Source organism: Burkholderia sp. AU30280, from assembly GCF_020420125.1.
Classification (GTDB): Bacteria; Pseudomonadota; Gammaproteobacteria; order Burkholderiales; family Burkholderiaceae; genus Burkholderia.
This window is the reverse complement of sequence record NZ_JAIZRY010000003.1, coordinates 332,276-357,389: the sequence shown is the minus strand read 5'-3', so window position 1 is coordinate 357,389 and position 25,114 is coordinate 332,276. Positions and strand designations below refer to the sequence as shown.

The 25,114-nt window shown below is 69.8% G+C and carries 15 protein-coding genes; 14 read left to right on the top strand and 1 reads right to left on the bottom strand.

Going from position 1 to position 25,114, the window contains the following annotated elements; translation table 11 throughout:
• Positions 1-79: 79 nt before the first annotated feature.
• The 9 genes from LGN17_RS09045 to LGN17_RS09005 all read left to right on the top strand — a co-directional run bounded on the left by LGN17_RS09045 (position 80) and on the right by LGN17_RS09005 (position 19,848).
• On the top strand, positions 80-4,477 hold the full coding sequence (locus tag LGN17_RS09045) for a non-ribosomal peptide synthetase (protein ID WP_226196032.1): 4,398 nt from the start codon (positions 80-82) through the stop codon (positions 4,475-4,477).
• Positions 4,474-9,948 carry a non-ribosomal peptide synthetase gene (locus LGN17_RS09040; protein WP_226196030.1) on the top strand — a complete coding sequence of 1,825 codons (5,475 nt, stop codon included), beginning with the start codon at positions 4,474-4,476 and terminating at the stop codon, positions 9,946-9,948. Before LGN17_RS09045 ends, LGN17_RS09040 begins: the two co-directional genes overlap by 4 nt.
• Positions 9,945-10,997: a Gfo/Idh/MocA family oxidoreductase gene (locus LGN17_RS09035; protein ID WP_226196028.1), complete on the top strand. Its 1,053-nt coding sequence runs from the start codon at positions 9,945-9,947 to the stop codon at positions 10,995-10,997. The genes LGN17_RS09040 and LGN17_RS09035 overlap by 4 nt, the downstream gene beginning before the upstream one ends.
• Positions 10,994-12,715: an ABC transporter ATP-binding protein gene (locus tag LGN17_RS09030; protein WP_226196026.1), complete on the top strand. Its 1,722-nt coding sequence runs from the start codon at positions 10,994-10,996 to the stop codon at positions 12,713-12,715. Before LGN17_RS09035 ends, LGN17_RS09030 begins: the two co-directional genes overlap by 4 nt.
• A complete protein-coding gene (locus tag LGN17_RS09025; RefSeq protein WP_226196455.1) occupies positions 12,715-14,490 on the top strand; it encodes an ABC transporter ATP-binding protein in 1,776 nt (591 codons plus the stop codon). Before LGN17_RS09030 ends, LGN17_RS09025 begins: the two co-directional genes overlap by 1 nt.
• A gap of 113 nt (positions 14,491-14,603) precedes the next feature.
• Entirely contained in the window at positions 14,604-16,835 is a 2,232-nt protein-coding gene (locus LGN17_RS09020) for a TonB-dependent siderophore receptor (RefSeq protein ID WP_226196024.1), read from the top strand.
• Positions 16,835-17,098: a hypothetical protein gene (locus LGN17_RS09015; protein WP_175953185.1), complete on the top strand. Its 264-nt coding sequence runs from the start codon at positions 16,835-16,837 to the stop codon at positions 17,096-17,098. The genes LGN17_RS09020 and LGN17_RS09015 overlap by 1 nt, the downstream gene beginning before the upstream one ends.
• 1 nt (position 17,099) lies before the next feature.
• Complete coding sequence (locus LGN17_RS09010; protein ID WP_226196022.1) at positions 17,100-18,578, top strand: PepSY-associated TM helix domain-containing protein; 1,479 nt, start codon at positions 17,100-17,102, stop codon at positions 18,576-18,578.
• 22 nt (positions 18,579-18,600) lie between these two features.
• Positions 18,601-19,848, top strand: coding sequence for a RhtX/FptX family siderophore transporter (locus LGN17_RS09005; RefSeq protein WP_226196020.1), 1,248 nt, complete (start codon positions 18,601-18,603; stop codon positions 19,846-19,848).
• A 6-nt stretch (positions 19,849-19,854) separates the two neighbouring features.
• Here LGN17_RS09005 and LGN17_RS09000 read toward each other — a convergent pair whose 3' ends face one another.
• Complete coding sequence (locus tag LGN17_RS09000) at positions 19,855-20,787, bottom strand: LysR substrate-binding domain-containing protein (RefSeq protein ID WP_226196018.1); 933 nt, start codon at positions 20,785-20,787, stop codon at positions 19,855-19,857.
• A 199-nt stretch (positions 20,788-20,986) separates the two neighbouring features.
• Here LGN17_RS09000 and LGN17_RS08995 point away from each other — a divergent pair, with 199 nt between their 5' ends.
• From LGN17_RS08995 to LGN17_RS08975, 5 genes are all read left to right on the top strand, one after another.
• On the top strand, positions 20,987-21,646 hold the full coding sequence (locus LGN17_RS08995; RefSeq protein ID WP_226196016.1) for an RraA family protein: 660 nt from the start codon (positions 20,987-20,989) through the stop codon (positions 21,644-21,646).
• A 29-nt stretch (positions 21,647-21,675) separates the two neighbouring features.
• Positions 21,676-22,356: an RraA family protein gene (locus LGN17_RS08990; RefSeq protein WP_226196014.1), complete on the top strand. Its 681-nt coding sequence runs from the start codon at positions 21,676-21,678 to the stop codon at positions 22,354-22,356.
• The gene (locus LGN17_RS08985) at positions 22,356-23,000 is read left to right on the top strand and encodes an RraA family protein (RefSeq protein WP_226196012.1); all 645 of its coding nucleotides are present in this window, start codon (positions 22,356-22,358) and stop codon (positions 22,998-23,000) included. The genes LGN17_RS08990 and LGN17_RS08985 overlap by 1 nt, the downstream gene beginning before the upstream one ends.
• Entirely contained in the window at positions 22,997-24,214 is a 1,218-nt protein-coding gene (locus LGN17_RS08980) for a pyridoxal phosphate-dependent aminotransferase (protein WP_226196010.1), read from the top strand. The genes LGN17_RS08985 and LGN17_RS08980 overlap by 4 nt, the downstream gene beginning before the upstream one ends.
• A 90-nt stretch (positions 24,215-24,304) precedes the next feature.
• Complete coding sequence (locus tag LGN17_RS08975; protein ID WP_226196009.1) at positions 24,305-25,111, top strand: alpha/beta fold hydrolase; 807 nt, start codon at positions 24,305-24,307, stop codon at positions 25,109-25,111.
• The last annotated feature ends 3 nt before the right edge of the window (positions 25,112-25,114 follow it).

Sequence of the window (25,114 nt, the reverse complement as noted above, 5' to 3'; positions counted from 1 at the left end):
GTGAATGAGATAGATTCTCATTCACGGGTGGCCGCCGCCGCGCGGATCCGCCATCGAACGACCCATACAAGGCGTGCCCATGAGCCAGACCGCTGTCGATTCCAGCATCGATCATTCCGATCCTTCCCGTTTTTCTCCCATAGCCTTTCGCTCGCAGCTCGTCGCGATGATCGCCGAGCTGCTCGACGAACCCGTCGGCGAAATCGCGTCGCTCGACGATGACGAGGACCTGCTGAGCTGCGGCCTCGATTCGATCCGGCTGATGTATCTGCAGACGCGCGTGAACCGCCTCGGCTACGCGCTGACGTTCGATGCGCTCGCGTGCACGCCGACGCTCGGCGCGTGGGCCGAGTTGCTCGCGAATGCGCCGCGCGTCGCACCCGCGGCGCCCGACGTCGGGGCGGCCGAGGCTGCCGAGGTCGACGTGCATGCGCCGTTCGACTTGTCCGCGGTCCAGCAGGCGTACTGGCTTGGCCGCAGCGACGAAGAAGTGCTCGGCGGCGTGAGCTGTCACGCGTTCCTCGAGTTTCGCAGCCGCGCGATCGATCCCGTTCGTCTCGATGCGGCGTGCCAGCGTGTGCGTGCGCGCCATCCGATGCTGCGCGCGCGCTTCAGCGGCGGTCGCCAGCAGATCGTCGCGGCGCCGGACGCGCCGGTGTTCGCGCATGCGGACTGGCGCGACAGGACGGCTGCCGATGCGCAAGCCGAATGGGAGTCGCTGCGCGCGCGCCGGTCGCACGAATGTCTCGACGTCGAGCACGCGCAGGTCTTCATGATGGGGCTCGTGCAGATGCCCGGCGGCGAGGATCGCGTGTGGCTGAGCGTCGACCTGCTCGCGGCCGACGTGGACAGCGTGCGGCTGCTGATGCAGGAGATCGGCGCCGCGTATGCCGAGCCTTCGGCGTTGCCCGATGCGCCGTCGACGTGGTTCCCGGCCTGGCTCGCGCGTCGCGCGGCGGAAACGCGCGACGCGCGGGCCGCGGCGCGCGACGCCTGGCATGCGCGGCTTGCCGCGTTGCCGGAAGGGCCGGCATTGCCGCTTGCCCGTGCGCCGGAAACGATCCGTGCGCCGCGTTTCAGCCGCGTCGCGCATACGCTGAGCACGGCCGAACTCGCGCGCCTGCAGGCGCGGGCCGCGCAGCATGGCGTTACGCTGTCGTCGGTGTTCGGCGCGGCGTTCGCCGCGGTGCTCGCGCGCTGGAGCGGCCGGCAGGCGTTCCTGCTCAACGTGCCGCTGTTCGACCGGCACGGCGATGCGCCCGACCTCGGCCGCGTGATCGCCGATTTCACGACGCTGCTGCTCGTCGAATGCGACATGCGCGCCGACGCGAGCGCGGCCGACACGGTGCGCGCGTTCCAGCAGCGGCTGCACGGCGCAATCGCACAGGCAGCCTATCCGGCGCTCGAAGTGTTGCGCGATGCGCGCCGGCAGGGCGCGCCGCGTGCCGCGCCCGTCGTGTTCTCGTGCAATCTCGGCGACGCGCCGTTCGTGCCCGACGCGTTCGCGCGCGTGTTCGGCGATCTGCACGACATGATTTCGCAGACGCCGCAGGTGTGGCTCGATCATCAGCTCTATCGCGTGCCGGATGGCGCGCTGCTCGCGTGGGACAGCGTCGACGGCCTGTTTCCCGACGGGATGATCGATGCGATGTTCGGCGCGTATGTCGCGCTCGTGCAGGCGCTGTGCGATCGCGACTGGCGGCTGCCGATCGCCGTCGAGCTGCCGTCCGCGCAGCGGCGCGTGCGCGATGCGCTCAACGCGGTGCCCGCGCCCGCGCGGCCGCGCGCGCTGCATGCCGATTTCTTCGCGTCGGCCGCGCGCGAGCCGGAGGCCGTCGCATTGCGGTGCGGCGAGCAGGTAGCGACGCGCGGCGAACTGGCTGCACAGGCGCTGTCGATCGCGGGCGGCCTGCGGGCGGCCGGCATCGGTCACGGCGACGCCGTCGAGATCAGCCTGCCGCGCGGGCCCGCACAGGTGGCCGCGGTGTTCGGCGTGCTGGCCGCTGGTGCGTGCTACGTGCCGCTCGATATCGCTCAGCCAGTCGCGCGCAAGGCCCTGATCGAACGCGCGGCCGGTGTAAAAGCCGTGATCGGCGACGCGACGCTCGCCGATGCGCCGCTGCCGCATTTCGGCATCGCGGCGCTGATGCGGCACGAACCGCTGGCCGTGCCGCTCGCGGTGGCGCCGCAGGCCACCGCTTACGTGATCTACACGTCCGGTTCGACGGGCGTGCCGAAGGGTGTCGAGATGACGCACGCGGCGGCGCTCAACACGATCGATGCGATCGATGCGCTGCTCGGCGTGCATGCGCAAGACCGTTTGCTCGCGGTATCGGCGCTCGATTTCGACCTGTCGGTGTACGACCTGTTCGGCGTGCTCGGCGCCGGCGCCGAACTCGTGCTGCCGACCCAGGACGACGCGCGCGACGCGGCGCGCTGGATCGAGCTGATCGCGCAGCATCGCGTGACGCTGTGGAATTCGGCGCCCGCACTGCTGGAAATGGCGCTGGCGGTGCCGGCTGCGGCCGACGCGTGCCGCAGCGTGCGCGCGGCGCTGCTGTCGGGCGACTGGATCGCGCTCGACCTGCCGGCGCGCCTGCGCGAACGATGCGGCGACGCCTGCGCCTTCCATGCGCTCGGCGGCGCGACCGAGGCCGGCATCTGGTCGAACGTGCAGACGGTGCGCGACGTGCCGCCGCACTGGCGTTCGATTCCGTATGGCCGGCCGTTGCCGGGGCAGGCCTATCGTGTCGTCGACGCCGATGGCCGCGATGTGCCGGATTACGTGCCGGGCGAACTGTTGATTGGCGGCGACAGTCTCGCGCGCGGCTACCGGAACGATCCCGAACTGACCGCGCAGCGTTTCGTGCAGCAGGCGTCGGGCCGTTGGTATCGTACGGGCGACCGTGGCCGCTACTGGCCCGACGGCACGCTCGAATTCCTGGGGCGCGAGGATCGCCAGGTGAAGGTGCGCGGGCACCGGATCGAACTGGGCGAGATCGAGGCGGCGCTGGCCGCGCATCCGCTGATCGACGGTGCGTGCGCGAGCGTCGTCGGCGGCGAAGCCGCGCGTATCGCGGCTGCGTTCGTGCCTGCCGATCGCGCAGCGGATGCCACGCCGTCATCGTCCGCGCTCGCCGAAGCGGACCGTGCCGATACCGTGCACGCGGAAGCAGCCGTCGCGCGCGTGGTCGCCGATCGGCTGCTCGACGGCGATACGGGCTGGCCGCCGTCGCTGCGCGCACATGGGCATGCAAAGGATGACGTAGCGATTTCGATCGACGGCGCGCTCGATCTGCTCGACTGGCATGCCGCCGATCTCGACGACCTGGCCGGATCGCTGCGCGTGCTCGCCGCAGACCCTGAAGGCGCCGCGCGGCGTGTGCCGCTCGATCCGCGGATCGCGCCGCTCGCGTTCGCGGCGCGTTTGCCGGATGGTGCACGCGCGCTGCGCCAGTTTGGCGATGCGCTGCAGACCCTGGCCGCCGCGCACGCCGAGCCGGTGCGGGTCGCGGTGCTCGACGCGCGTGCCGGGCAATGGTTCGATGCGGGGCTCGGCGTGCTTGACGATCCGCGCTTCGACGTGACGCTGTTCGACGCGTCGCCAGGCCTGCTGCACAACGCGCAGGCGTACTTCGTACACACGACGCCGACGCTGCAGGCGATGCAGGACGGCCTGCTGCCCGCGCGCCATCTCGGCCGGTTCGATTGCGTGATCAGCTTCGCGGCGGCCCACCTGCGTGACGATCCGCGCGACACGTTCCGGATCGCAGCAGCGTTGCTGGCGCAGCATGGCCACTTGCTGCTCGCCGACGTGCTGCGCGATTCGCCGCTGCGTGAGCTCGTCGCGGGGGTGACGGGCGATGCGTCGCTGCCGCGGCCGTTTGCGCACGATGCGCTGGCGTCGGCGGCACACGCGTGCGGCTTTGCGCTGGACGATCCCCGGAGCTGGCGCTCGACAGCCTTTGCATGCATCGACGCGCGCCGCGTTGGCGAAGCGGCGCCGCAAGCGGCGCTGGCCGACTGGCTGCGCGACCGGCTGCCCGACGCGATGCGTCCCGATGCGCTGTGGTGCATCGCGCGCTGGCCGCTCAACGCGAACGGCAAGATCGATCGACGGGCGGTAGGCGACGCGCTTGCGCGAGCGCTCGGCGATGCGCCGGCCGCCCATGATGCGTTCGTGCCGGCCGACGAACGGCAGGCGACGCTGCTTGCATGTTGGGAGCACGCGCTTGGCCGCCCGGCGAACGCGCGCGACGCGACGTTCTTCGCGCTCGGCGGCGACAGCCTGCTCGCGACGCGCCTGCTTGCGCAACTGCGCGAGCGGCTCGGCGTGCGGATCGGGATGGCGGCGTTCTACCGGCAGCCGACGCTCGCGGGTCTCGCCGCGCAGCTCGACGAGGCGGCATCGGCGGCGCCTGCGTCGAAGGCCGACGGCGGCGCGCCGGTCGCCGCGATCGAGGAGGGCGTGCTGTGAGCTTCGATGACGTGCTCGATCTTTGCCGCAAACGCCAGATCGAACTGTGGTGCGACGACGGCGGCCAGTTGCGCTATCGCGCGCCGGCCGGCGCGCTCGATGCGGAGCTGGCCGCGCGCATCAAGGCCGAACGCGACGCGTTCGTCCGCTTCCTGCAGGACGGCGCGTGGCGCAGCGATCCGGCGCGCCGGCACGAGCGGTTCGCGCTGACGCCAGTGCAGGCCGCGTATGTGCTCGGCCGGCACGAATCGTTCGAGTTCGGCGGCAATGCGTGCCATTTGTACGTCGAATACGGCGAGCCCGCGAATCTCGACTGCGTGCGCTTCGAGGCGGCGTGGAATGCGTGCGTCGCGCGGCATCCGATGCTGCGCGCGATCGTCGAGGACAACGCATGGCAGCGCGTGCTGCCCGACGTGCCGTGGCAGCCGCTCACGGTGCACGACCTGCGCGATGCCGATGCGAACGCATTCGACGCGCATGTAGGCAGCGTGCGCGAGCGCCTCGACCATGCGGTGCACGCGCTCGATCGCTGGCCGGTGCTGCAGCCGGAAGTGAGCCTCGGGCCGGAAGGCGCGGTGCTGCACCTGTCCGTCGATTTCACGCTGATCGACTACGCGAGCCTGCAATTGCTGCTCGCCGAATGGCGGCGCCGTTACGACGATCCGCAATGGCAGCCCGCGCCGCTCGACGCGACGTTCCGTGACTATGTCGTCAATGAAGCCCATGCCGGCACGCGCGCCGATCAGGCGCGCGACAAGGCGTGGTGGCTGGCGCGCATCGACGATCTGCCGGCGCGCCCCGATCTGCCGGTGGTGCCCGCGAGGCGTGCCGACGCGCGGCCGCGCTTCACGCACCGGCATGCGCGGCTCGATCGTGCGCAATGGGCCGCGCTGAGCGGCCACGCGAGCCGCTTCGGGCTGAGCGCGGCAAGTGTCGCGCTGGCCGCGTTCGCCGAGGTCGTCGGCCGCTGGAGCCAGTCGCCCGCGTTCTGCCTGAACCTGACGGTGCTGAACCGTCCGCCCGTGCATCCGCGCATCGACGCGGTGCTCGGCGATTTCACCGCCCTGAGCCTGCTCGCGGTCGACGCGACGCAAGGGCGCGATTTCGTCGAGCGCGCCCGCACGATCGGCGCGCGGATGTTCGACGATCTCGATCATCGCGCGTTTACCGGCGTCGACGTGATGCGCGAACTCGCGCGGCGGCGCGGCAAGGATGCGGCGCTGATGCCGGTGGTGTTCACGAGCGGCATCGGCAGTGTGGGCCGCCTGCTCGGCGAGCACCCGTCTCGCGCCGAGCCGCCGCGCTACATGATCAGTCAGACGCCGCAGGTCTGGCTCGACTGCCAGGTGACCGACCAGTTCGGCGGGCTGGAAATCGGCTGGGACGTGCGCGACGACCTGTTTCCGGACGGGATGCCCGCGGCGATGTTCGATGCGTACGTCGCGCTGCTGGGCCGGCTCGCCGCCGATGCCGAATGGTGGTTGCGCGCGGGCGACATCGTGCTGCCGTCCGACGCACCCGTTGCCGATGTCCACCCGGATGCGGATACGCATATCGCGGCCGGCTTCGCCGCGCAGGCGTTGCGTACGCCCGATGCGCCGGTGGTGATCGATGCGCAGGGCGCGCGCACGTATCGCGACGTCGCGCAACACGCCGCGGCGGTGCGGTCCGCACTCGAACAGGCGGGCGTCGGCCCGGGCGACACCGTTGCCGTGCTGATGCCGAAGTGCGCGAACCAGCTCGCGGCCGTGCTCGCGATCGTCCAGGCGGGTGCCGCGTACGTACCGGTCGACTGCCGCCAGCCGGCGCTGCGGCAACAGGCGATCCTGCGCAATGCCCGGGTGCGTGCGGTCGTCAGCGTGCAGGCGCTCGACTTCGACCATGATGGTTGCGTACGCATCGATATCGACGCGTTGCCGGCCGATCCGCAATGGCCGCCGCGCGCTGCGCGCGATATCGACGGCGATGCGCTCGCGTATGTGATCTATACGTCGGGTTCCACCGGCGAGCCGAAGGGCGTGATGCTGAGCCACGCGGCCGTGTGCAACACGCTTGCCGACATCAGCGCGCGCCATCGAGTCGGCGACGGCGACGTGGTGCTCGGGCTTGCCGAACTGAGCTTCGACCTGTCCGTCTACGACTTCTTCGGCGCGACCGCGCGCGGCGCATGCGTCGTGCTGCCCGATCCGGCGCGCGGCAACGATCCGTCGCACTGGGCCGAGCTGATGGTGCGCCACCGCGTGACGCTGTGGAACTCGGTGCCCGCGCAAGGGCAGATGCTGATCGACTACCTCGAAGGCGAACCGGCGCTCGACGTGCCGGGCCCGCGCCGCGTGCTGTGGTCGGGCGACTGGATTCCGGTGACGCTGCCCGCGCGCTGGTGGCGGCGCTGGCCCGACAGCGCGCTGTTCAGCCTGGGTGGCGCGACCGAGGCATCGATCTGGTCGATCGAGCATCCGATTTGTCCGGCGGACACGCAGCTTGCCAGCATTCCGTACGGCCGCGCGCTGACCGGGCAGACGATGGAAGTGCTCGACGCGCTCGGCCGGCCATGCCCGCCCGGCGTGCGTGGCGAGATTCATATCGGCGGCGTGGGGCTTGCGACGGGTTACGCGAACGATCCCGTGCGAACGGCCGAACGCTTCATTCGTCATCGCGACGGGCGCAGGCTTTATCGCACCGGCGATCTTGGCCGCGTGCGCGCTGACGGCTCGCTCGAATTCCTCGGGCGGCAGGACGATCAGGTGAAGATCCGCGGCTACCGGATCGAACTGGCCGAGATCGATGCGGCGCTGACCGCGCATCCGCTCGTCGGCGCGGCCGCGACGATCGTGCTCGGCGAAGGCGCGGAGCGCAGGCTCGCGAGCTTCGCGTCGCTGCACGGTGCGGAGCCGTCGACGTTGGCGCACGACGACGCGCTGCACGAGATCGCGCAGCACGTGCGCACGGCGTTCGACGCCGCGCGCTGGCCCGCGCATGCGGACGTGGCGCGGTCGGTCGCCCAGCTCGAAGCGGCCTGCGTGGCGTCGCTGGCCGCGTGGATCGTGACGGCGGGTGCGCTGACCGAGGATGCCGCGACGGATTTTGCGACGTTGTGCGAACGGTTGCGCGTGCCGGCGGCGCGGCAGCATCTGCTGCGCCACTGGCTCGCGATGCTCGACAGGCACGGCGTGCTGCATGCGGACGCCGAAGCAGGCGGCTGGCGTCTGCGGCCCGACGCCCGCCTCGCCGATGCGCACGCATGCTGGGACGCGTTTGCGAAGGAGGCGCCGCCCGATCTGTGGCCCGCCGTCCTCGTCGACTACTTCCGCGACAGCGCGGGATGCATCGACGTGCAGGTGGACGGCAGCGTGTCGCCTGCCGGCTTGATGTTCCCGGAAGGCGCATCGCATATCGCCGACGCGATGTACAGCGACGGCGAACATGCGCACGCACTGCACGACGGGATGGCACAGGCCGTCCGCGCGATCGTCGCACGCGAGCCGCAGCGGCCATGGCGAATCCTCGAGATCGGTGCGGGAACGGCTGCGGCGACGCGGACGATCGTCGACGCGCTCGCGCCGCTGGTCGAAGCGGGCGTGCGGATCGACTACCTGTTCAGCGACGTGTCGAGCTATTTCCTCGCGGCGGCGCGCGAGCGCTTCGCCGCGTATCCGTGGATGCGGTTCGTGCGGTTCGACATGAATGCGCCGCTCGACGCGCAGGGCATCGCGCCGCATTCGATCGACGTCGTGATCAGCTCCGGTGCGCTGAACAATGCGCGCGACACGGTCGCGCTGGTCGCCGGGCTGCGTGCGCTGTCGGCGGCCGATGCATGGTGGGTGATCCAGGAGCTGACGACCGAGCATCCGGAGATCAGCATCAGCCAGGGGCTGATGATGGAAACACCGAGCGACGCGCGCGCCGAGTCGGCGCGGTTGTTCGTGCCGCGCGCGCAGTGGCTCGAATGGTTGCAGTCGGATGGGGGCGATCGTGCGCTGGGTTGCGTGGCGCCCGGCACGCCGCTCGACGTGCTCGGTTACGACATCCTGCTCGCGCACGTGAAGCGCGGCGCGGCGCGCATCGCGCCGGAAGCGCTGCTGGCGTTCGTCGCCGAGCGCGTGCCCGGCTACATGGTGCCGTCGCAATTGCGTGTGCTCGACCGTCTGCCCGTGACCGCGAACGGCAAGATCGACCGCCGTACGCTGGCCGGCATCGCCGACATCCGCGAGCCGGAGCCGGCGGCCGCTCGACCGGCACGCGCGCAGACTGCCGCCGATCCGCTGCTGGCGCGGCTGATCGGCTTGTGGGAAGCCGTGCTCGATACGCGCAACGTCACGCCGGACCAGGACTTCTTCGCCGCGGGCGGCGATTCGCTGCTGATCGCGCAGCTCGTGTCGAGACTGCGTGGCGAGGAACCCCTTGCACAAAGGCATCCGTTCGACCGGCTGCTGCGCTGGGTGCTCGCGCAACCGACGCCGGCTGCGTTCGCGCAATGCCTGCGCGATGCGGGCGAGCCGCAGGCGGGCGCACCGTCACCGGCCGTCCCGCGCACGACTCACGCATCGGCGGTCATCCACGCGCCTGCGCCCCGCGTGCGCGCCGGCGTGCGCCCGATTCCGCTGGCGCCGGGCGACGGCGTGCCGCGCGTCATCGTGCATGAAGGGCTCGGCACCGTGCATGCGTATCGTCCGGTCATGCCGGCGCTCGCGCGGCTCGGCCCGGTGCTCGGCTTCGCGGTGCGCGACGCGCAGGACTATCTCGATGTGCCGGCGCGCCACCTGAACGCGACGCTCGGCCGGCGTTATGCCGATGCATTGTGGCGCACCGGCGTGCGCGAGGTCGACGTGCTCGGCTACTGCTCGGGCGGGCTGGTCGCGCTCGAAATGGCGAAGTCGCTGGTGCAGCTTGGCGTCGAAGTGCGCACGCTCGACATCGTGTCGAGCTACCGGATTCCGTACCTGATCGAAGACGAACGGCTCGTGCTGTTCAACTTCGCGGCGACGCTCGGGCTGCCGCTCGACGCGCTCGGGTTTCCGGAAACGTATGTGCTGGCCGACGCGCTCGCCGACGCATTGAAGGCCGACCCCGCGCGTCTCGCGCCCGGCAGCCTGCAGGCGCAGCTGGAGATTTTCGGCGATCGCTGCGAGCCGCTCGACGCATTGCGCCGCCGCGTGCTGCGCGCGGCCGCCGGATTGTCGATGCAGGACGAGGTCGCGCATCCGCTGCTCGACGAACGCGAACGGCTGTACCGGCTCTTCATGCATTCGGTGCAGGCGAGCCACTGGGCGGGCGATGCGCCTTACGCGGGTGCGCTGCGGCTGTTCGTGCCGGAGCGCTGCAACCCGCTGATTCCGCAGCAGCGCGCGGCGCTCACCGAATACTGGACGGCGCAGGCGCTCGGCGGCATCACGCCCGTCGATATCCCCGGCGGTCATTTCGACTGCCTGAATGCCGCGTTCGTCGACACCCGCCTGAAGGAGGCGCAATGAAGGTCCATCCGCTTCCGGTCGTCGTGGCCGGCTCCCGCTTCGGCCAGTTCTATGCGGCGGGCATCGCCGCGTCCGATGCGTATTGCGTCGCGGGCATCCTGGGGCAAGGCAGTGCGCGCACCGCCGCGCTGGCCGCGCGCGTCGGCGCGCCCGTGTTCGACCGTCCGGAAGCGCTGCCCGACGACGTACGCGTGGCATGCGTCGCGGTCGGTGGCGCGGCGCGCGGCGCCGACGGGGCCGCGCTCGCGTGCCGGCTGCTCGAACGCGGGATCGATGTCGTGATCGAGCATCCGCTGCTGCCCGGCGAATGGGATCGCGTGCTGCGCACCGCGTCGCGTCATGGCCGCCGCTGCCTGCTCAACAGCTTCTATCCGAACCTGCCGGTCGTCTCCCGCTTCATCGCCGTCGCGCGGCGGCTGCGCGAGACGAGTGCGCCGGTGCATGCGGATGTCGTGTGTTCGGTGCAGGCCAGTTTCGCGGCGCTCGACGTGCTCGCTGCCGCGCTGCAGGGCGTGGGCCCGTGGTCGGTCGAACCGATCGGGCCGGCCCTGTCGTCGATGCGCGAATGCGCGATGGTGCTGGCCGAAACACCGGTCTCGCTGCGCGTGCACAACGAGATGGCGGCAGCCGACGACGGCCGTATGAGCATGCTGTTCGGCATCACGCTGACGACGGATGCCGGCACGTGGACACTCGCGTCGCCGCATGGCCCGCTGTGGTGGGCGCCGGCGCTGCGCGAACCGGAGATCGACGAACACGGGCTGTTCCCGATCTTCGGCGACGCGGCGGGCAGTGACATGCCGAGCATCCAGATCTGCGACGATGCGCGCGACACGTGGGGCGCGATTCATGCGCGCGGCTGGCCGCAGGCGGCCGTGCGCGCGGTCGATCGGCTCGTGTCGGGCGAAGGGCTGCAGGCGTGCAACCAGCGCAGCATCGACGTGACGCGCGTCTGGCAGCAACTGACGATGCAACTCGGTTTTCCGGAGCCGCCGCCGGGCGACGCGTGCGCGTCCACGCTCGGCATGCTGCTGGAGCGTGCCGCATGAAGGGGCCGTTGCTGTCGATGTTGCGGCCGTTCGCGGTGCCGCTCGTGGCGGCGGTCGTGCTGCAGGCGCTGGCGGGTGTCGCATCGCTCGTGCCGTGGCTCGCGCTCGGCCGGATCGCCGACGCGTGGCGCGCGGCGGCGCAGCTCGACGCATCGGCGCGCGGCTGGCTCGTCGCGGCCGTGGTGGCCGGCGGGTGCTGGCTGGGCGGCCAGACGGTCGCGCTGCACCTGACGCACCGGGTCGACGCAGATCTCGCCGATCGCTTGCGCAGGCGCCTCGCCGATCATCTGCAACGCTTGCCGCTCGGCTGGTTCGCGCGTGCGGGCAGCGATCGCGTCGCGCGTCACGTCGACCAGGACGTGCGTGCGCTGCACCAGCTCGTCGCGCATGCGCCGGCCGACGTCACGCAGCTGATCGTCGTGCCGTGTGCGGCGCTCGCGTGCCTGCTTTACCTGAATCCCGCGCTGCTCGCGTTCGCGCTCGTGCCGCTCGTCGCGGGCGCAGCACTGTTTCGCTGGATGCGCTCGGCGCGGTTCGCACCGGCCGTCGCGGCGCGCAACGCGGCGCTCGAAGGGCTGATGGGCGATTACGCGCAGCTCGCGCAGAACCCGGCGCTCGTGCGGCAGTACCCGGGCGCCGGCATCGAGGCGGCCGCACTGGAGTCGACCGGGCGCTTCGAACAGGCGTTTTCGGCGTGGGTCGGCCGTGTCGGCGGGCCCGGTGCATGCACGCAGGTGCTGCTCGGCACGCCGTTCCTGCTCGCGTGGGTGATGCTCGGCGCGATGGGGCTGACGGCAGGCCGCTTGCCGGTCGGTGAACTGTGCGCGTTCGCGCTGCTGATCTGGGCGGTCGCCGCGCCGGTGCGCGCGCTCGGCCACGGCGCCGACGCATTGCGCGAAGCGCGAGCGGCCGCTGCACGCCTTGATGCGTTGCTCGCCCAGCCGGGCCTGCCCGAGCCGGCCGATGGCGCCGCACAGGTGCCGCGCGACGCGTCGATCGAGCTGCGCGGTGTGCGTGTCGACATCGACGGTACGTCGATCCTGCGCGACATCGATGCGACGATCGCGGCGGGCACGACCACCGCGATCGTCGGGCCGTCGGGCGCGGGCAAGAGCACGCTGCTGATGCTGCTCGCGCGCTTCATGGATCCGGATCACGGCACGGTGCGGCTGGGCGGCGCCGATCTGCGGCTGCTCGCGTCGGATACGCGGCGCGAACAGGTGGCGATGGTGTTCCAGCAGGCCGCCGCGCTCGACGTGTCGATTGCCGCGAACATTGCGCTTTACCGGCCCGATGCCGACCGCGACGCGATTCGCGCGGCCGCACGCGCGGCCTGCCTCGACGAACGCATCGACGCGTTGCCGGGCGGCTACGACTGCGTGTGCGGGCGCGACGTGCGGCTGTCCGGCGGCGAACTGCAGCGGCTGGCGATCGCGCGTGCGTGGTTGTCGCCGGCGCCGTTGCTGCTGCTCGACGAACCGGCCTCGGCGCTCGATCCGCAAACCGGGCGTGCGTTGCGCAATGCGCTGCGCGGCGACGCGCGCACACGCGTGATCGTCAGCCATGATCTCGACGCGATCCGGCATGCGGACCAGATTCTCGTGATGGATCGCGGCTGCATCGTCGAGCGTGGCACGCATGCGGCGCTGCTGGCCGCGCGCGGGTTGTATGCGCGGCTATGGCGCGAACGCGGTGCCGCGGGCGGGGAGGCCGCATGATGACGAAGACGCTCAAACGTTTGCAGTGCCTGCCCTCCGAAACCCGCCGCGCGCTGTGGCACGGGGTCGGCTGGGCGGTGGCCGCCGCGTTGCTCGACGGCGCCTGCGGGTTGCTGCTCGTGCCGTTGATCCGCGCATGGTTCGCCGGCGTGCCTGCGGCCGTGCTGCACTGGACGATCGCGCTCGGCGCGCTGACCCTTTGCCACGCCTTCGTGCTGTATGTCGCGCAGCGCGGCGGCTATCGCGCGGGCGGCGCGCTCGCGGCCGGTCTCGTCGAACGCCTCGTGCGGCACCTGCCGCGCATCGCGTCGTGGCAGACGGTGCGCGACAGTCATCCGGCCGGGCTGCTGCGCGGGCCGGTCATGCAGGCGATGGGGATACCGGCGCACCTGCTCGGGCCGCTGATCGGCGCGGTCGTGACGCCGTTCGCGGTCGTCGCGGGGCTCGTGTGGATCGACTGGCGCATCGCGCTGTGCCTCGCGGGCGCCGCCGTGTTGTTGTTCGCGCTGCTCGAACGCGGCGGGACACGGACGCTCGCCTTCGAACAGGCCCGCGCGTCCGGCGATCGCGACATGGCCGTACAGCTTCAGGCCTTCGCCGCGCATCAGGGGCTGTTGCGCTTCGCGGGCCAGGAAGGTGACGCGCGCGCGGCGCTGCAGCACGCGTTCGACGAGCAGCATCGCCGCACCCGTGCGCTGATGCGACGCTCGCTGCCGATCGAGCTCGGTTTCGCGGGCGCGGTGCAGGGCGTGTTCGTCGCGATGCTGGTCGGCGGCGCGTGGGCCGTCTCGGCCGGCCGGCTCGATGCCGCTACAGCCGTGGCGGTGCTCGTGCTGCTCGTTCGCTTCATCGAGCCGCTCGCGCAGCTCACCCAGCTCGACCAGGCGCTGCGCGGCGGCTGGCGCGCGCTCGACACCGTGCTCGCGGTACTGCATGCGCCGCGTTTCGACAGCCCGGAGCGCGGCACGCCGGTACACGATGCGAGCGTCGACGCGGTGCGCGTCGGCTACCGGTCGGCCACCGGCGCAACGCTGCTCGACGGCGTCGACCTGCATTGCCCGGCGGGCGGCTTCGTCGCGATCGTCGGCCCGACGGGCGCCGGCAAGAGCACGCTGCTGGGCCTGCTTGCACGGCTCGACGATCCCGTCGCCGGGCGCGTGCTGCTCGGCCGCTCCGATGTGCGGCACCTGAGCGAGGCGACACTCGCCGCGACGCGCAACCTCGTGTTCCAGGACAACGGGCTGTTTCGCGGCAGCCTCGCGTGGAATGTGCGGATGGGCCGCCCGGACGCGACCGACGCCGAACTGCGCGCCGCGCTCGACGCGGTCGGCCTGCTGCGCGACGCCGAGCGCTTGCCGGGCGGGCTCGAGTCCGACGTGGGGCCGGGCGGCCAGTTGCTGTCGGGCGGGCAGCGCCAGCGTGCGTGCCTCGCGCGTGCGCTGCTGGCGCGTGCGCCGGTGCTGATGTTCGACGAGCCGACCGCGAGCCTCGACGAGCTGAGCGCGCGGCGCGTGCGCGACAGTCTCGTCGCGCTGCGCGGGCAGCGCACGCGCATCGTCGTCACGCACCAGCCGGCGCTCGCGGCGGCCGCCGACACGATCGTCGTGCTCGACGCGGGCCGGGTGCGGGCGACCGGCACGCACGCGCAACTGGTCGAGACCGATGCCTGGTACGCGACGTTCGCCCGCGCCGGACGGCCGCCCGACGCGCCACCGGCCGCCGAAGCGGACGTGGACGTGGACGCGCAAGCGCGACCGGCCGAATCCGAACACTGACGTGAACAATGCGATCCGGCATGCCCGGGATCGATAGGAAAAGCCCCTCGATCGAAAAAGCGCCCGCCGGTTCTATTTGATAATGAGAATGATTATCAAATACGGGGGCGTGAATGCGGTACGAGGTGCTGGAACCTGGGAGATCAAGGACGAAGGGCGCGCGTGTCGCCCGTTTGCGGCGAGGGTGCTGGCGCCAGTCGCTGTATCTGGGCCTGCTGATCGCCGCAAATCCGGCGGCGGCGTTCGCGGATGCGGCGCCGGCGCCGGCGGCCGACGCGGAAGTCCGGAAGGAGGAAACGACCGCCGTGAAGCCCGCCGCGGGCGAGCTGAAGGCGATTTCGGTGACCGCGTCGCGCGGCGTGGCCGACGATCCGTCGGTCGCGACGGTCGGCAAGATGCCGCTTGCGCTGAGGGAGATTCCGCAGTCGGTCAGCGTGACGACGCGTGAGCGGATCGACCAGCAGAACCTGTACTCGCTCGACGAAGTGATGCAGCAGTCGGCGGGCGTGACGGTGCAGCCTTACGTGCTGCTCACCACCGCGTATTTCGTGCGCGGCTTCAAGGTCGATTCGTTCGAATTCGACGGCGTGCCGGTCGTGATCGGCGACATGGCGAGCGCGCCGCAGGACATCTCCGTGTACGAGCGCGTGGAAATCCTGCGCGGCGCGAACGGCCTGCTGCACGGCTCGGGCAACCCGGCCGCGACGGTCAACCTTGTGCGTAAGCGGCCGCAGTACCAGTTCTCCGCGAACGCGAGCGTGAGCGTCGGCAGCTGGGACCGCTATCGCGCGGAAGCCGACATCGGCGGGCCGCTCAATGCGGCCGGCACCGTGCGCAGCCGGCTCGTCGCCGCCTACGAGGATCGCCATTTCTTCTACGACCACGCCAAGCAGGACACGCGGTCGATCTACGGCATCACGGAAGTCGACGTGACGCGCGACACGCTGCTCACGTTCGGCGCGCAATACCAGACGACCCGGTCGGTGCCCGACATGTCCGGCGTGCCGATGGCGCGCGACGGGTCGAGCCTCGGCCTGTCGCGCTCGACGTTCCTCGACACCGCGTGGGGCCACTTCGACTGGGACACGACGCGCGCGTTCGCATCGGTCGAGCAGAAGCTCGGCGCCGGCTGGAAGGCGAAGGTCAGCGGCGAATACCAGAGCGTGCGCTCGGACCTGAAATACGCGGGCTCGTACGGCGCGATCGACCCGGCGACCGGCGCGGGCGGCGCGCTGACGGGCGGCGCGTACCAGTTCAGCAGCTACAGCCGCAGCCTCGATGCGAACGTGCAGGGCCCGGTGCACGCGTTCGGGCTCACGCACGACCTGTTGTTCGGCGTGACCTACGCGAACAGCAGCAGCGGGCAGATGTCGGCGCAGCTCCTGGGCAACGTGGCCGGCACGCCGGTGAACGTGTACCGCTGGAACCCGAGCAGCGTGCCCGAGCCGGACGTCGGCCCGTACCAGCAGTCGCAGCAGAACGACATTTCGCAGAAGGGCGTGTACGGGCTCGGCCGCATCAAGCTCGCGGAACCCGTCACGCTCGTGCTCGGCGGCCGCATGAGCTGGTGGAACCAGGACAGCCTCGGCGCGCACTACAACACCGGCCACCAGTTCACGCCGTACGGCGGGCTGATCTGGGATTTCGCGCGCGACTGGTCGTGGTACGCAAGCTATGCGGAAGTGTTTCAGCCGCAAACCAAGTCGATGTGGGGCGGCGGCATCCTGACGCCGGTGAAGGGGCGCACCTACGAGACGGGCGTGAAGGGCGAACTGGCGGGCGGCAAGCTCAACGTGTCGCTCGCGGCGTTCCGCATCGATCTCGACAACAACCCGCAGGTCGATCTCGCGCATCCGTGCGCCGGGCCGAACTGCTACTACGTGAACGGCGGCAGCGTGCGCAGCCAGGGCTTCGAGTTCGAGGCGAACGGCCGCATCACGCCGTGGTGGAGCGTGTGGGCGAGCTACACGTACGACACGATGCGCTATGCGGACAACCTCGCGAACGCGGGCTCGTCGTTCGCGCCGCTGCTGAACCCGCGCCACCTGTTCCGGCTGTGGACCAACTACGACCTGCCGTGGCAGGAGCGGCGCTGGAGCATCGGCGGCGGCCTGCAGGTGCAGAGCAATTACTCGGCGCAGGCGAACGGCGTCACGATGAGCCAGGGCGGCTACGCGCTCGCGAGCGTGCGGCTCGGCTACCGCTACGACAAGCGCTGGAGCGCGGCGGTCAACGTCAACAACCTGTTCGACCGCAAGTATTACCTGAGCCTGAGCAACCCGGGCTGGAACAACCGTTACGGGGAACCGCGCAACGTGATGCTGACCGTGCGCGGGCAGTTCTGATGGCGGGCGGCTGGGGTACGCGCGCGGCGCTCGCGATCGGCGGCGTGCTGCCGGGCTCGGTCGCGCTGGCGGTCACGCTGGCCCGTCATTACCCGGCCGACGGATTGAACCGGCTCTACGCGGCCGTGCTGCTGTCGCTCGCCGCGGGCGTCGCCGCGCTGCTGTGGGTGCTCGTCGCGCCTGGGCGGCGGCAGGCTGCGTGGCGTGCGGGGGCATGGCTCGCGGTGCTCGTGCCCTGCGCGATGCTCTGGGGAGGGCGCTGACATGGACGCTTCGTCGCGTTCGCGCTGGCGCGCGCTGCACCGCGGCGCCGGTGCGTTGTTCGGCGTGGTGCTGTTCGTCGTGCTGTTCAGCGGTACCTGGAGTCTCGCGACCGATTCGATGCAGGGCTGGTGGCGGCCAGCGTCGATCGCCGTTGCGCGGCCCTTGCTGCCGCTCGATGCGCTCGTCGCGCGTGCCGCGGCGCTCGGCGTTTCGTTGCGCGATGCGCGCATCGTGCTGCCACAACCGGACGATCCGGCGATCCGTTTCTGCGACGCGCGCCAGGCGTGCACGCTGGCGCTCGACCCGGCGACGGGCGAGCGGCTGGCCGACGGCGGACGCGCGGCGTTGCTCGTCACGCTGCACAAGACGCTGTTCGCGGGCTTTCCCGGGCGCATCTTCGTGAGCCTGTGGGGCATCGTGCTGCTCGTGCTCATCGTTGCGGGCCTGGTCGTGCATCACCGGCGCTGGCCCGACGCGGCGCGTATCCGGCGCGATAAAGGGTTGCGCGCCGCGCTGTTCGACCTGCACGCGTGGATCGGCCTGTGGGGCTCCCCGTGGCTCGTGTTGTTCGCGTTCACGGGTGCGTTGTCGGGGCTCGGCGCGCTCGGCACGGTGTCGCTCGCGGGCGTCGCCTATCCGGGGCAGCCGCAGCGCGCGTTCGCCGAACTGCTAGGCGCGCCGCCGCCCGCCGTAACTGGCGACGCGTGGCAACGCCCGCCCGATCTCGATGCGCTGCTGCGGCGCGACGCGGCGCGCATCGCGGATTTCCGACCCGAAGCGCTCGTGCTGCATGGCTGGGGCGATGCGAACGCGCGCGTCGAGATTGCCGGTACGACCGCCGGCCTGCCGAGTACGGCGGTGTTCGAGCGTCACCTGTATCGCGCGGCGGACGGGCAATGGCTCGCGGATGCCACGTCGCGCGGCCGCGGCTTCTGGTTGCGTACGTTCATCGCGGTGCAGCCGCTGCATTTCGCGCAATACGGCTGGGTGGGTGCGATGGGCGGCGTGCTGCGTGTCGTGCATTTCCTGATGGGGCTCGCCGCGTGCGCGCTGTGCGCGACGGGGCTGCATCTGTGGATCGAGCGGCGGCGGGCGCAGCAGGATCGCGCCGCGAACGTGCTGGCCGCGATCGCCGTCGGCACATGCGGCGGGCTCGTGCTCGCGGGCGGCGTGCTGCTGTTCGCGGGGCGTGCGCTACCCGACGGCGTGCACGTCGACCATGCGCTCGCGATGCTGTTCTGGGCCGTGTGGGGCGGCGCGGTCGCGCTTGCGGCCGGTGTGGCCGATCGCGCGGCATGGCTGCGCAGGCTGATGCGTGCGGCCGGCGCCGCATACGGGCTGGCCGGCGTGACGCACTGCGCGATCGCGCTGCTCGGCGCGGGCGAACCCGTGTACTGGCCGATCGACGCGGCGCTCGTCGCATTCGGCGCATTGCTGTTGCGTGCCGCGCGCGTGCCGGCCAGCGTCGAACCTTTTTAATGTCATGCAACTGGAGACACCGATGCGCGATCTGCTCGAACATCGCCGCCTGGTCATCACGATCACGCTGCTTTACCTGTCACAGGGAATCCCGATCGGCATTGCGATGGATGCGATGCCGACCCTGCTGCGCCACGACGGCGCGCCGCTTCACGCACTGGCGTTCCTGCCGCTCGTCGGCTTGCCGTGGGTCGTGAAATTCCTGTGGGCGCCCGTCGTCGACAACCGCTGGTCGCCGCGCATCGGCCGGCGGCGCAGCTGGATGCTGCCGATGCAGACGCTCGTCGTGCTGTGCCTCGGCAGCCTCGCGCAGATCGGCATGACGGTCGCGACGGCCGGATGGGCGGTCGGCCTGCTGGCCGTCGCGTCGCTCGCGAGCGCGACGCAGGACATCGCGAACGACGGGATGGCCGCCGAGCACTTCCGCGGCGACACGCTCGCGAAGATCAACGCGATCCAGATCGCGGGCGTGATGATCGGCTTCTTCGGCGGCGGCGCCGGCACGTTGACGCTGATCGGCCTGTTCGGGCAGCGCGCCGCGTTTCTCGCGCTGGCCGCCGTGCCGCTCGCGAGCCTTGCGTGCGTACTGTGGGTGCTGCCGCGCGATACGGATCGCGCACGCGTGCACGCCGAACACAATGCAAGCCTCGTGCGCTTCGCGAAGCGGCCGCGTTCGTGGTCGCTGCTGTCGCTCGCGCTGCTGTCGGCGATGACGGCCGTATCGGGCTTCGGCCTGTCGAAGCTGTTTCTCAACGATGCGGGCTGGTCGCTCGACGCGATCGGGAAGCTCGGGATGGCCGGCGGCATCGTGACGGTCGTGCTCGGTTGCGGCGGCGGCGCGTGGCTCGTCCGGTGGCTCGGATTGTGGCGTGCGTTTACGGCCGGCGTGAGCTGTGCGGGCGCGGCCGCGCTGCTGTGGTTCGCACAGGCGAGCGGGTGGCTGCCGGTGGCGCCGTCGTGGGCATGGCTGTGCACGGTACTCGGTTCGCTGGCGACCGGCATCACGTCGGTGTCGATCATGACGGCCGGCATGCGCTTCGCGGGCGGCAGCGACCAGGCCGGCACCGACGTGACGGCCGTGCAGAGCACGCGCGATCTCGGCGAACTGATCGCATCGTCGACGATCCTGTCGCTCACCGCGAAGGTCGGTTATACGGGCGGGTTTCTGGCCGGTGTGGCGCTGGCGGTGCTGGCCGCGTTGATCGCGCTGCGGTTGCGGCGGCGGGAGGCGGCGTATGCGGTGAAGGGGGAGGATGTGCTGGCGTCGTGATCGTCGTCATGCATTCCGTGCCGCGCGATTCACGCGCGCACGGTTTTTTTTCAGCATGTCGAGCGCTTCATCGACCATCGGATGATGACGTTGGGTGTTCCATACGGCTGCTGCCGTCACGACCATGACCTTTTCCTTCAGCGGGCGAACGATCACGTTCTCCGGCGCCAGCTTGCGCATTGAAGCAGGCACGAGCGCCACGCCCTGATCGCAACCGACGTACGCAATTTGCGACGTCACCGATCGAACTTCATGCACGACGCGCGGCGTCAGGCCATGCGTGCGGCAGACCGATATCAGCATGTCGAAGTAGACGGGGCTGACTTGCCGCGCCGACATGATCAGTTGCTCGCCCATCAGCGATCGGAGCCGTATGCTGGGCATCGCGGCAAGAGGATGTTTCTTCGGTAGCGCCACGGCGAGGCGATCCTCCGCGAGCGGCAGCGTCGCGATGCCGTTCGCCACTTCGCCGTCGACGCGCGCGAAGGCGAGATCGAGCTCGCCGGCTTCCAGTGCGGGAATCGCGTCGACACTGTCGATCTCGTTGACGAACACGGTCAAATCCGGATGCGCGCGCTTGAGCGCATCCAGCAACGGCGGGACCGTATCGAGCATCGCGGACGTAATCGCACCCACGTGCAGCACGCCCGACTGACCGGCCGCGACCTCACGCACCACGCGTTGCAGCCGCTCGGCCTGCTCTGCGAATTGCCTGACGGCCGGCAGGATCGCCGCACCCGCGGGGCTGAGCTGCGTTCCCTGCCGCGAGCGATGGAACAACTGCATCTTCAGCGACTGTTCCAGCACCTTGATCTGCTCGGTCAGTGGCGGTTGCGACATGTTCAGCCGCTTCGCCGCCCGTCCGAAATGCTGCTCCTCGGCGACGGCGAGGAACATCCAGAGCTGCCGGATCAGCCGGTAGTCGATCGTATTGCTCATGGCGGGTGCGTCCAGGGTGAAATGATGCCGATGCCGTCACCGGAGCAGCCTCCGTGACGACGGCATTATCGCCGCCGCCAGCCGGCGACGGCGTGCCTTCCGTATTCCTGAAATCGTATCAGGCAGATACGAAATACGAAATTTACATACCACGCTGCCGAGGCGACGATTGCCCCACTTGATAACGGGGACCAGCGTGATGGATCAGCCTTCCTTTCTCGATCGCCTTGCCGCGCTCGACACGAACACCGTGTCGGATGCGCTGGACTTTCTGGGCCTGCCCGGTGCGACGGTCGGTTTGCGCCCGCTGTGGGCATGCCCGAAAGTCGTCGGGCGGGCCAGCACCATTCAACTCGGTCCGAAGACGGATGCCAGGCCGACCGTGCATCTCATTTCTCCGGTCGTCGACGCCGTTGTCACGGACGACCGCGTGCTCGTGATCGCCGGCGGCGCGGACGGCATTTCCTGCTGGGGCGACATCCTGGCCAACGCGGCGACCGCGAGGCGGATCCGCGGGTCGGTGATCGACGGATCGAGCCGCGACATCGAAGGCAGCGAATCGATCGGCTACCCGGTTTACGGGCGCGGCGTCACGATGATCAGCGCGCGCAACCGTGTGGTTCAGGTCGATTCCGGCACGCGGGTGCAGATGGCCGGTGTGAACGTGCACCAGGACGATTACGTGATCGCCGACCGCTGTGGCACGGTCTTCGTGCCGGCGATGCACATCGAGGACGTACTCGATCTGGGCGAGCGTATCGCGAAGCGGCAGGACGGCATGGTGGCCGCCGTGCGCGCCGGCCGCCCGGTCGCGGAAGTGATGCACGACAAGGAATTCGAAGCAATTGCAGTGCGCTGAGCGCCGATCTTTTACCTGGAGTATTGGATATGACGAATCCGAGCAAGGCTCGAGCGGAAGACCGGGAACTGGCCGCGTTGTTCGCGGGCCTCGATACGCCCGGTGTGTCGGACGCGATGGACAAGCTGGGTCTGCACGGGCAGGCACTGGGCGTCATGCCGCTGACCGACTATCCGCAAGTCGTCGTCGGCCCCGCGTTCACGGTCAAGTACGTGCCGGCCGGCGTGCCGCCCGGCACCGTCGGCGACTTTATCGACGACGTTGCGGAAGGCGATGTCGTCGTGATCGATAACGACGGCCGCACCGACTGCACCGTATGGGGCGACATCATGACCCAGTACGCGGGGCTGCGCGGCATCGCGGGCACCGTGATCGACGGTGTCTGTCGCGACGTGAACAAAGCGTTGCACGACAAATATCCGCTGTTCACGGCGGGGCGTTTCATGCGTACCGGCAAGGATCGCGTGCAGGTCGAAACGGTGAACGCCACCGTCGGGATCGGCACCGTGCGCGTGGCGGCGCGCGACATCGTCGTCGCGGATGCCAACGGCGTCGTCATCGTGCCGCGCGGCCGTGCGCGCGAAGTGGCCGAAGTCGCTCGGCAAATCGAAGCAACCGAATCGCGCATTCGCGAACAGCTCGCACTCGGCAAGACGCTCCGTGAAGCGCGCGCCGCGCTGGGCTACCACACGTTGCAAAGGAAAGCCTGATGTCCACGATCAACACCTACGACGCTGACCTGCTCGACCAGGCCCGTGCGCTCGGGACCTCGACGCTTTACGAGGCGTCGGGGCTCGCGACCAGTTCGGTCGATCCCGCCATTCGCACGGTATGGCCGGGCGCGTCGGTCGCAGGTCCGGCCTATCCGCTCGAATGTTCGCCGGGCGACAACCTGTCGATCCACATCGCGATGGAGCAGGTCCCGCGGGGCAGTGTGCTCGTCGTATCGACCGGCGGCTTCGTGTCGGGCTACTGGGGCGAAGTATTGACCGTGGCGGCCGAGGCGGCCGGCGTCGCGGGGCTGGTTATCGACGGTGGCGTGCGCGACATCGCGGCGCTGGTTGCGCGGCGCTTTCCGGTATTCACGCGCGGCATATCGATGCGCGGCACGATCAAGGCGAGCGCGCCTTCGGTCGGGCAGCCGCTCAGCTTTGCCGGCACGCCGGTCGCAGCCGGCGATCTGGTCGTCGCGGACGATGACGGCGTCCTCGTGATCCCGATGGCCCATGTCGAACGGACGCTGACCCAGGGGCAGGCGCGCGCCGACAAGGAAGCGCGGATGATGGACGCGTTGCGCGCAGGCCGCAGCACGCTGGACCTGATGGGCCTGACGAACTGGAGGGCTGCGCAATGAACGCGCCGATCGACACGCTGAACCGCTTCCTGGCCGCGGCCCGCCCGTCGGCTACCTACAAGGTGATGGACCGCGTGGCCGCACGGCGCGCCAGCGGTGCCGCGGTGATTTCGCTGAGCGCCGGCGAGCCGGACTTCGACACGCCCGAGCACGTGCGCGAGGCCGGCATCGCGGCGATTCGTGCGGGCCACACGCGCTATACGCAGGTGGCAGGGCTGCGCGCGTTGCGCGAAGCGATCGCCGGCAAGTTTCGGCGCGAGAACGGGCTCGACGTGGAATGGCGCGACACGCTCGTCTGCAGCGGCGGCAAGCAGGTGATTTTCAATGCGCTGGCCGCGACCCTGAACGAAGGCGACGAAGTCATCGTTCCGGCGCCTTACTGGGTCAGCTATCCGGAGATCGTGCAGCTTTGCGGCGGCCGATCCGTTGCCGTCGCCTGCGGCGCGGAAAGCGGCTTCAAGCTCACGCCGGATGCACTGCAGGCGGCAATCACGCCGCGTACGCGGTGGCTGATCCTGAACTCTCCGTCCAATCCGACGGGGGCCGTGTACAGCCGCGCGGAACTGCAGGCGCTTGCCGGTGTTCTGCTCGCGCATCCGCATGTGCTGGTGCTGTCCGACGATATCTACGAGCACCTGATTTTCGACGGCATCGAGTTCTTCACGATCGCGCAGGTCGAGCCGCGCCTGCGCGAACGTGTGCTGACGATGAACGGCGTGTCCAAGGCTTACGCGATGACGGGCTGGCGCATCGGTTTCGGTGCCGGGCCGCGCTGGCTGATCGATGCGATGGAGAAGCTTCAGGGGCAGCAGACGTCCGGCGCGTCGACGATTTCGCAGCACGCCGCATTGGCCGCGCTGACCGGGCCGCAGGATTTCATCGCGCACTCCCGCGCTGCATGCCAGCGCCGTCGCAATCTCGTCGTCGAACAGCTCGACCAGGCGCCGGGATTGCGGTGCGACGTCCCGCAGGGTGCGTTCTATGCGTTCGCGTCGTGCGCAGCGCTGATCGGCAGGACGACACACGCCGGCACGCGCCTGGCGAGCGACGAGGACGTGGTGAATGCATTGCTCGATGAAGCCGGCGTCGCGACCGTGCACGGCAGTGCGTTCGGGCTGGGCCCGTACATCCGTATCGCGTACGCACTGGACGACCCGTCGTTGCTGCGCGCGTGCGCGGCCATCAAGGATTTCTGCCGGACGCTGTCGGTCTGAGCGTCGTTGTCCGGGGCTGGCTGTTCGGCATCGATCGACCGCATTGCATCGACGCCGACGCAACCTCGTCTTTACTCGGGAATCAAGACGATGAGTGATGAATTTTCCCGGTCGCGGTTCTCGTTCTCGATTGACGACACCGCACTGGATGTTTCGGCCATCTATCGCGGCGGCGACAAGACGCCGATCGTGTTCCTTCACGGCTTCGGCTCGACGAAGGAAGACTACGCGGATATCGTCCGCCACCGCGCATTCGACGAGCGGCCTTTCGTTGCTTATGACGCGCCGGGCTGCGGGGAAACGCAGTGCGTGGATCTGTCGAGGATCACGATTCCGTTCCTGGTCGAAACGGCGTTGAACGTGATCGGCCGCATGGGCTTCGAGCGATTCCATCTGGTCGGACATTCGATGGGCGGGCTGACGGCGCTGATGCTCGCGCACCGATATCCGGCGCGCGTGCTCAGCTTTGTCGATATCGAAGGGAACATCGCGCCCGAGGACTGCTTCCTGAGCCGTCAGATCATCGACCATCCGCGCGACAGCGCCGAACGCTTCTTCGACGATTTCATCGAGCGAACCTGTCGTGCACCTGCGTATGCGAGCGCGCTGTACGCGGCCAGCTTGCGTCACAAGGTGCGCGCGGAAGCCGCCGGTGGGATCTTCCGCTCGATGGTCGAACTGTCCGACAACGGCGACCTGATGCGCAAATTCCTCGCGCTGCCGTTTCCGCGGATGTTCATGTACGGCGAACAGAACGCAGCGCTGTCGTACTTGAAAACCATCGAGGCGCAGGGTGTCGTGCTGTCTGAAATCCCGGATTGCGGGCATTTCCCGATGTATTCGAATCCGGTATTGATGTGGAAAGCCATCGCCGAATTCCATGCGAACGGAGGTTGACGC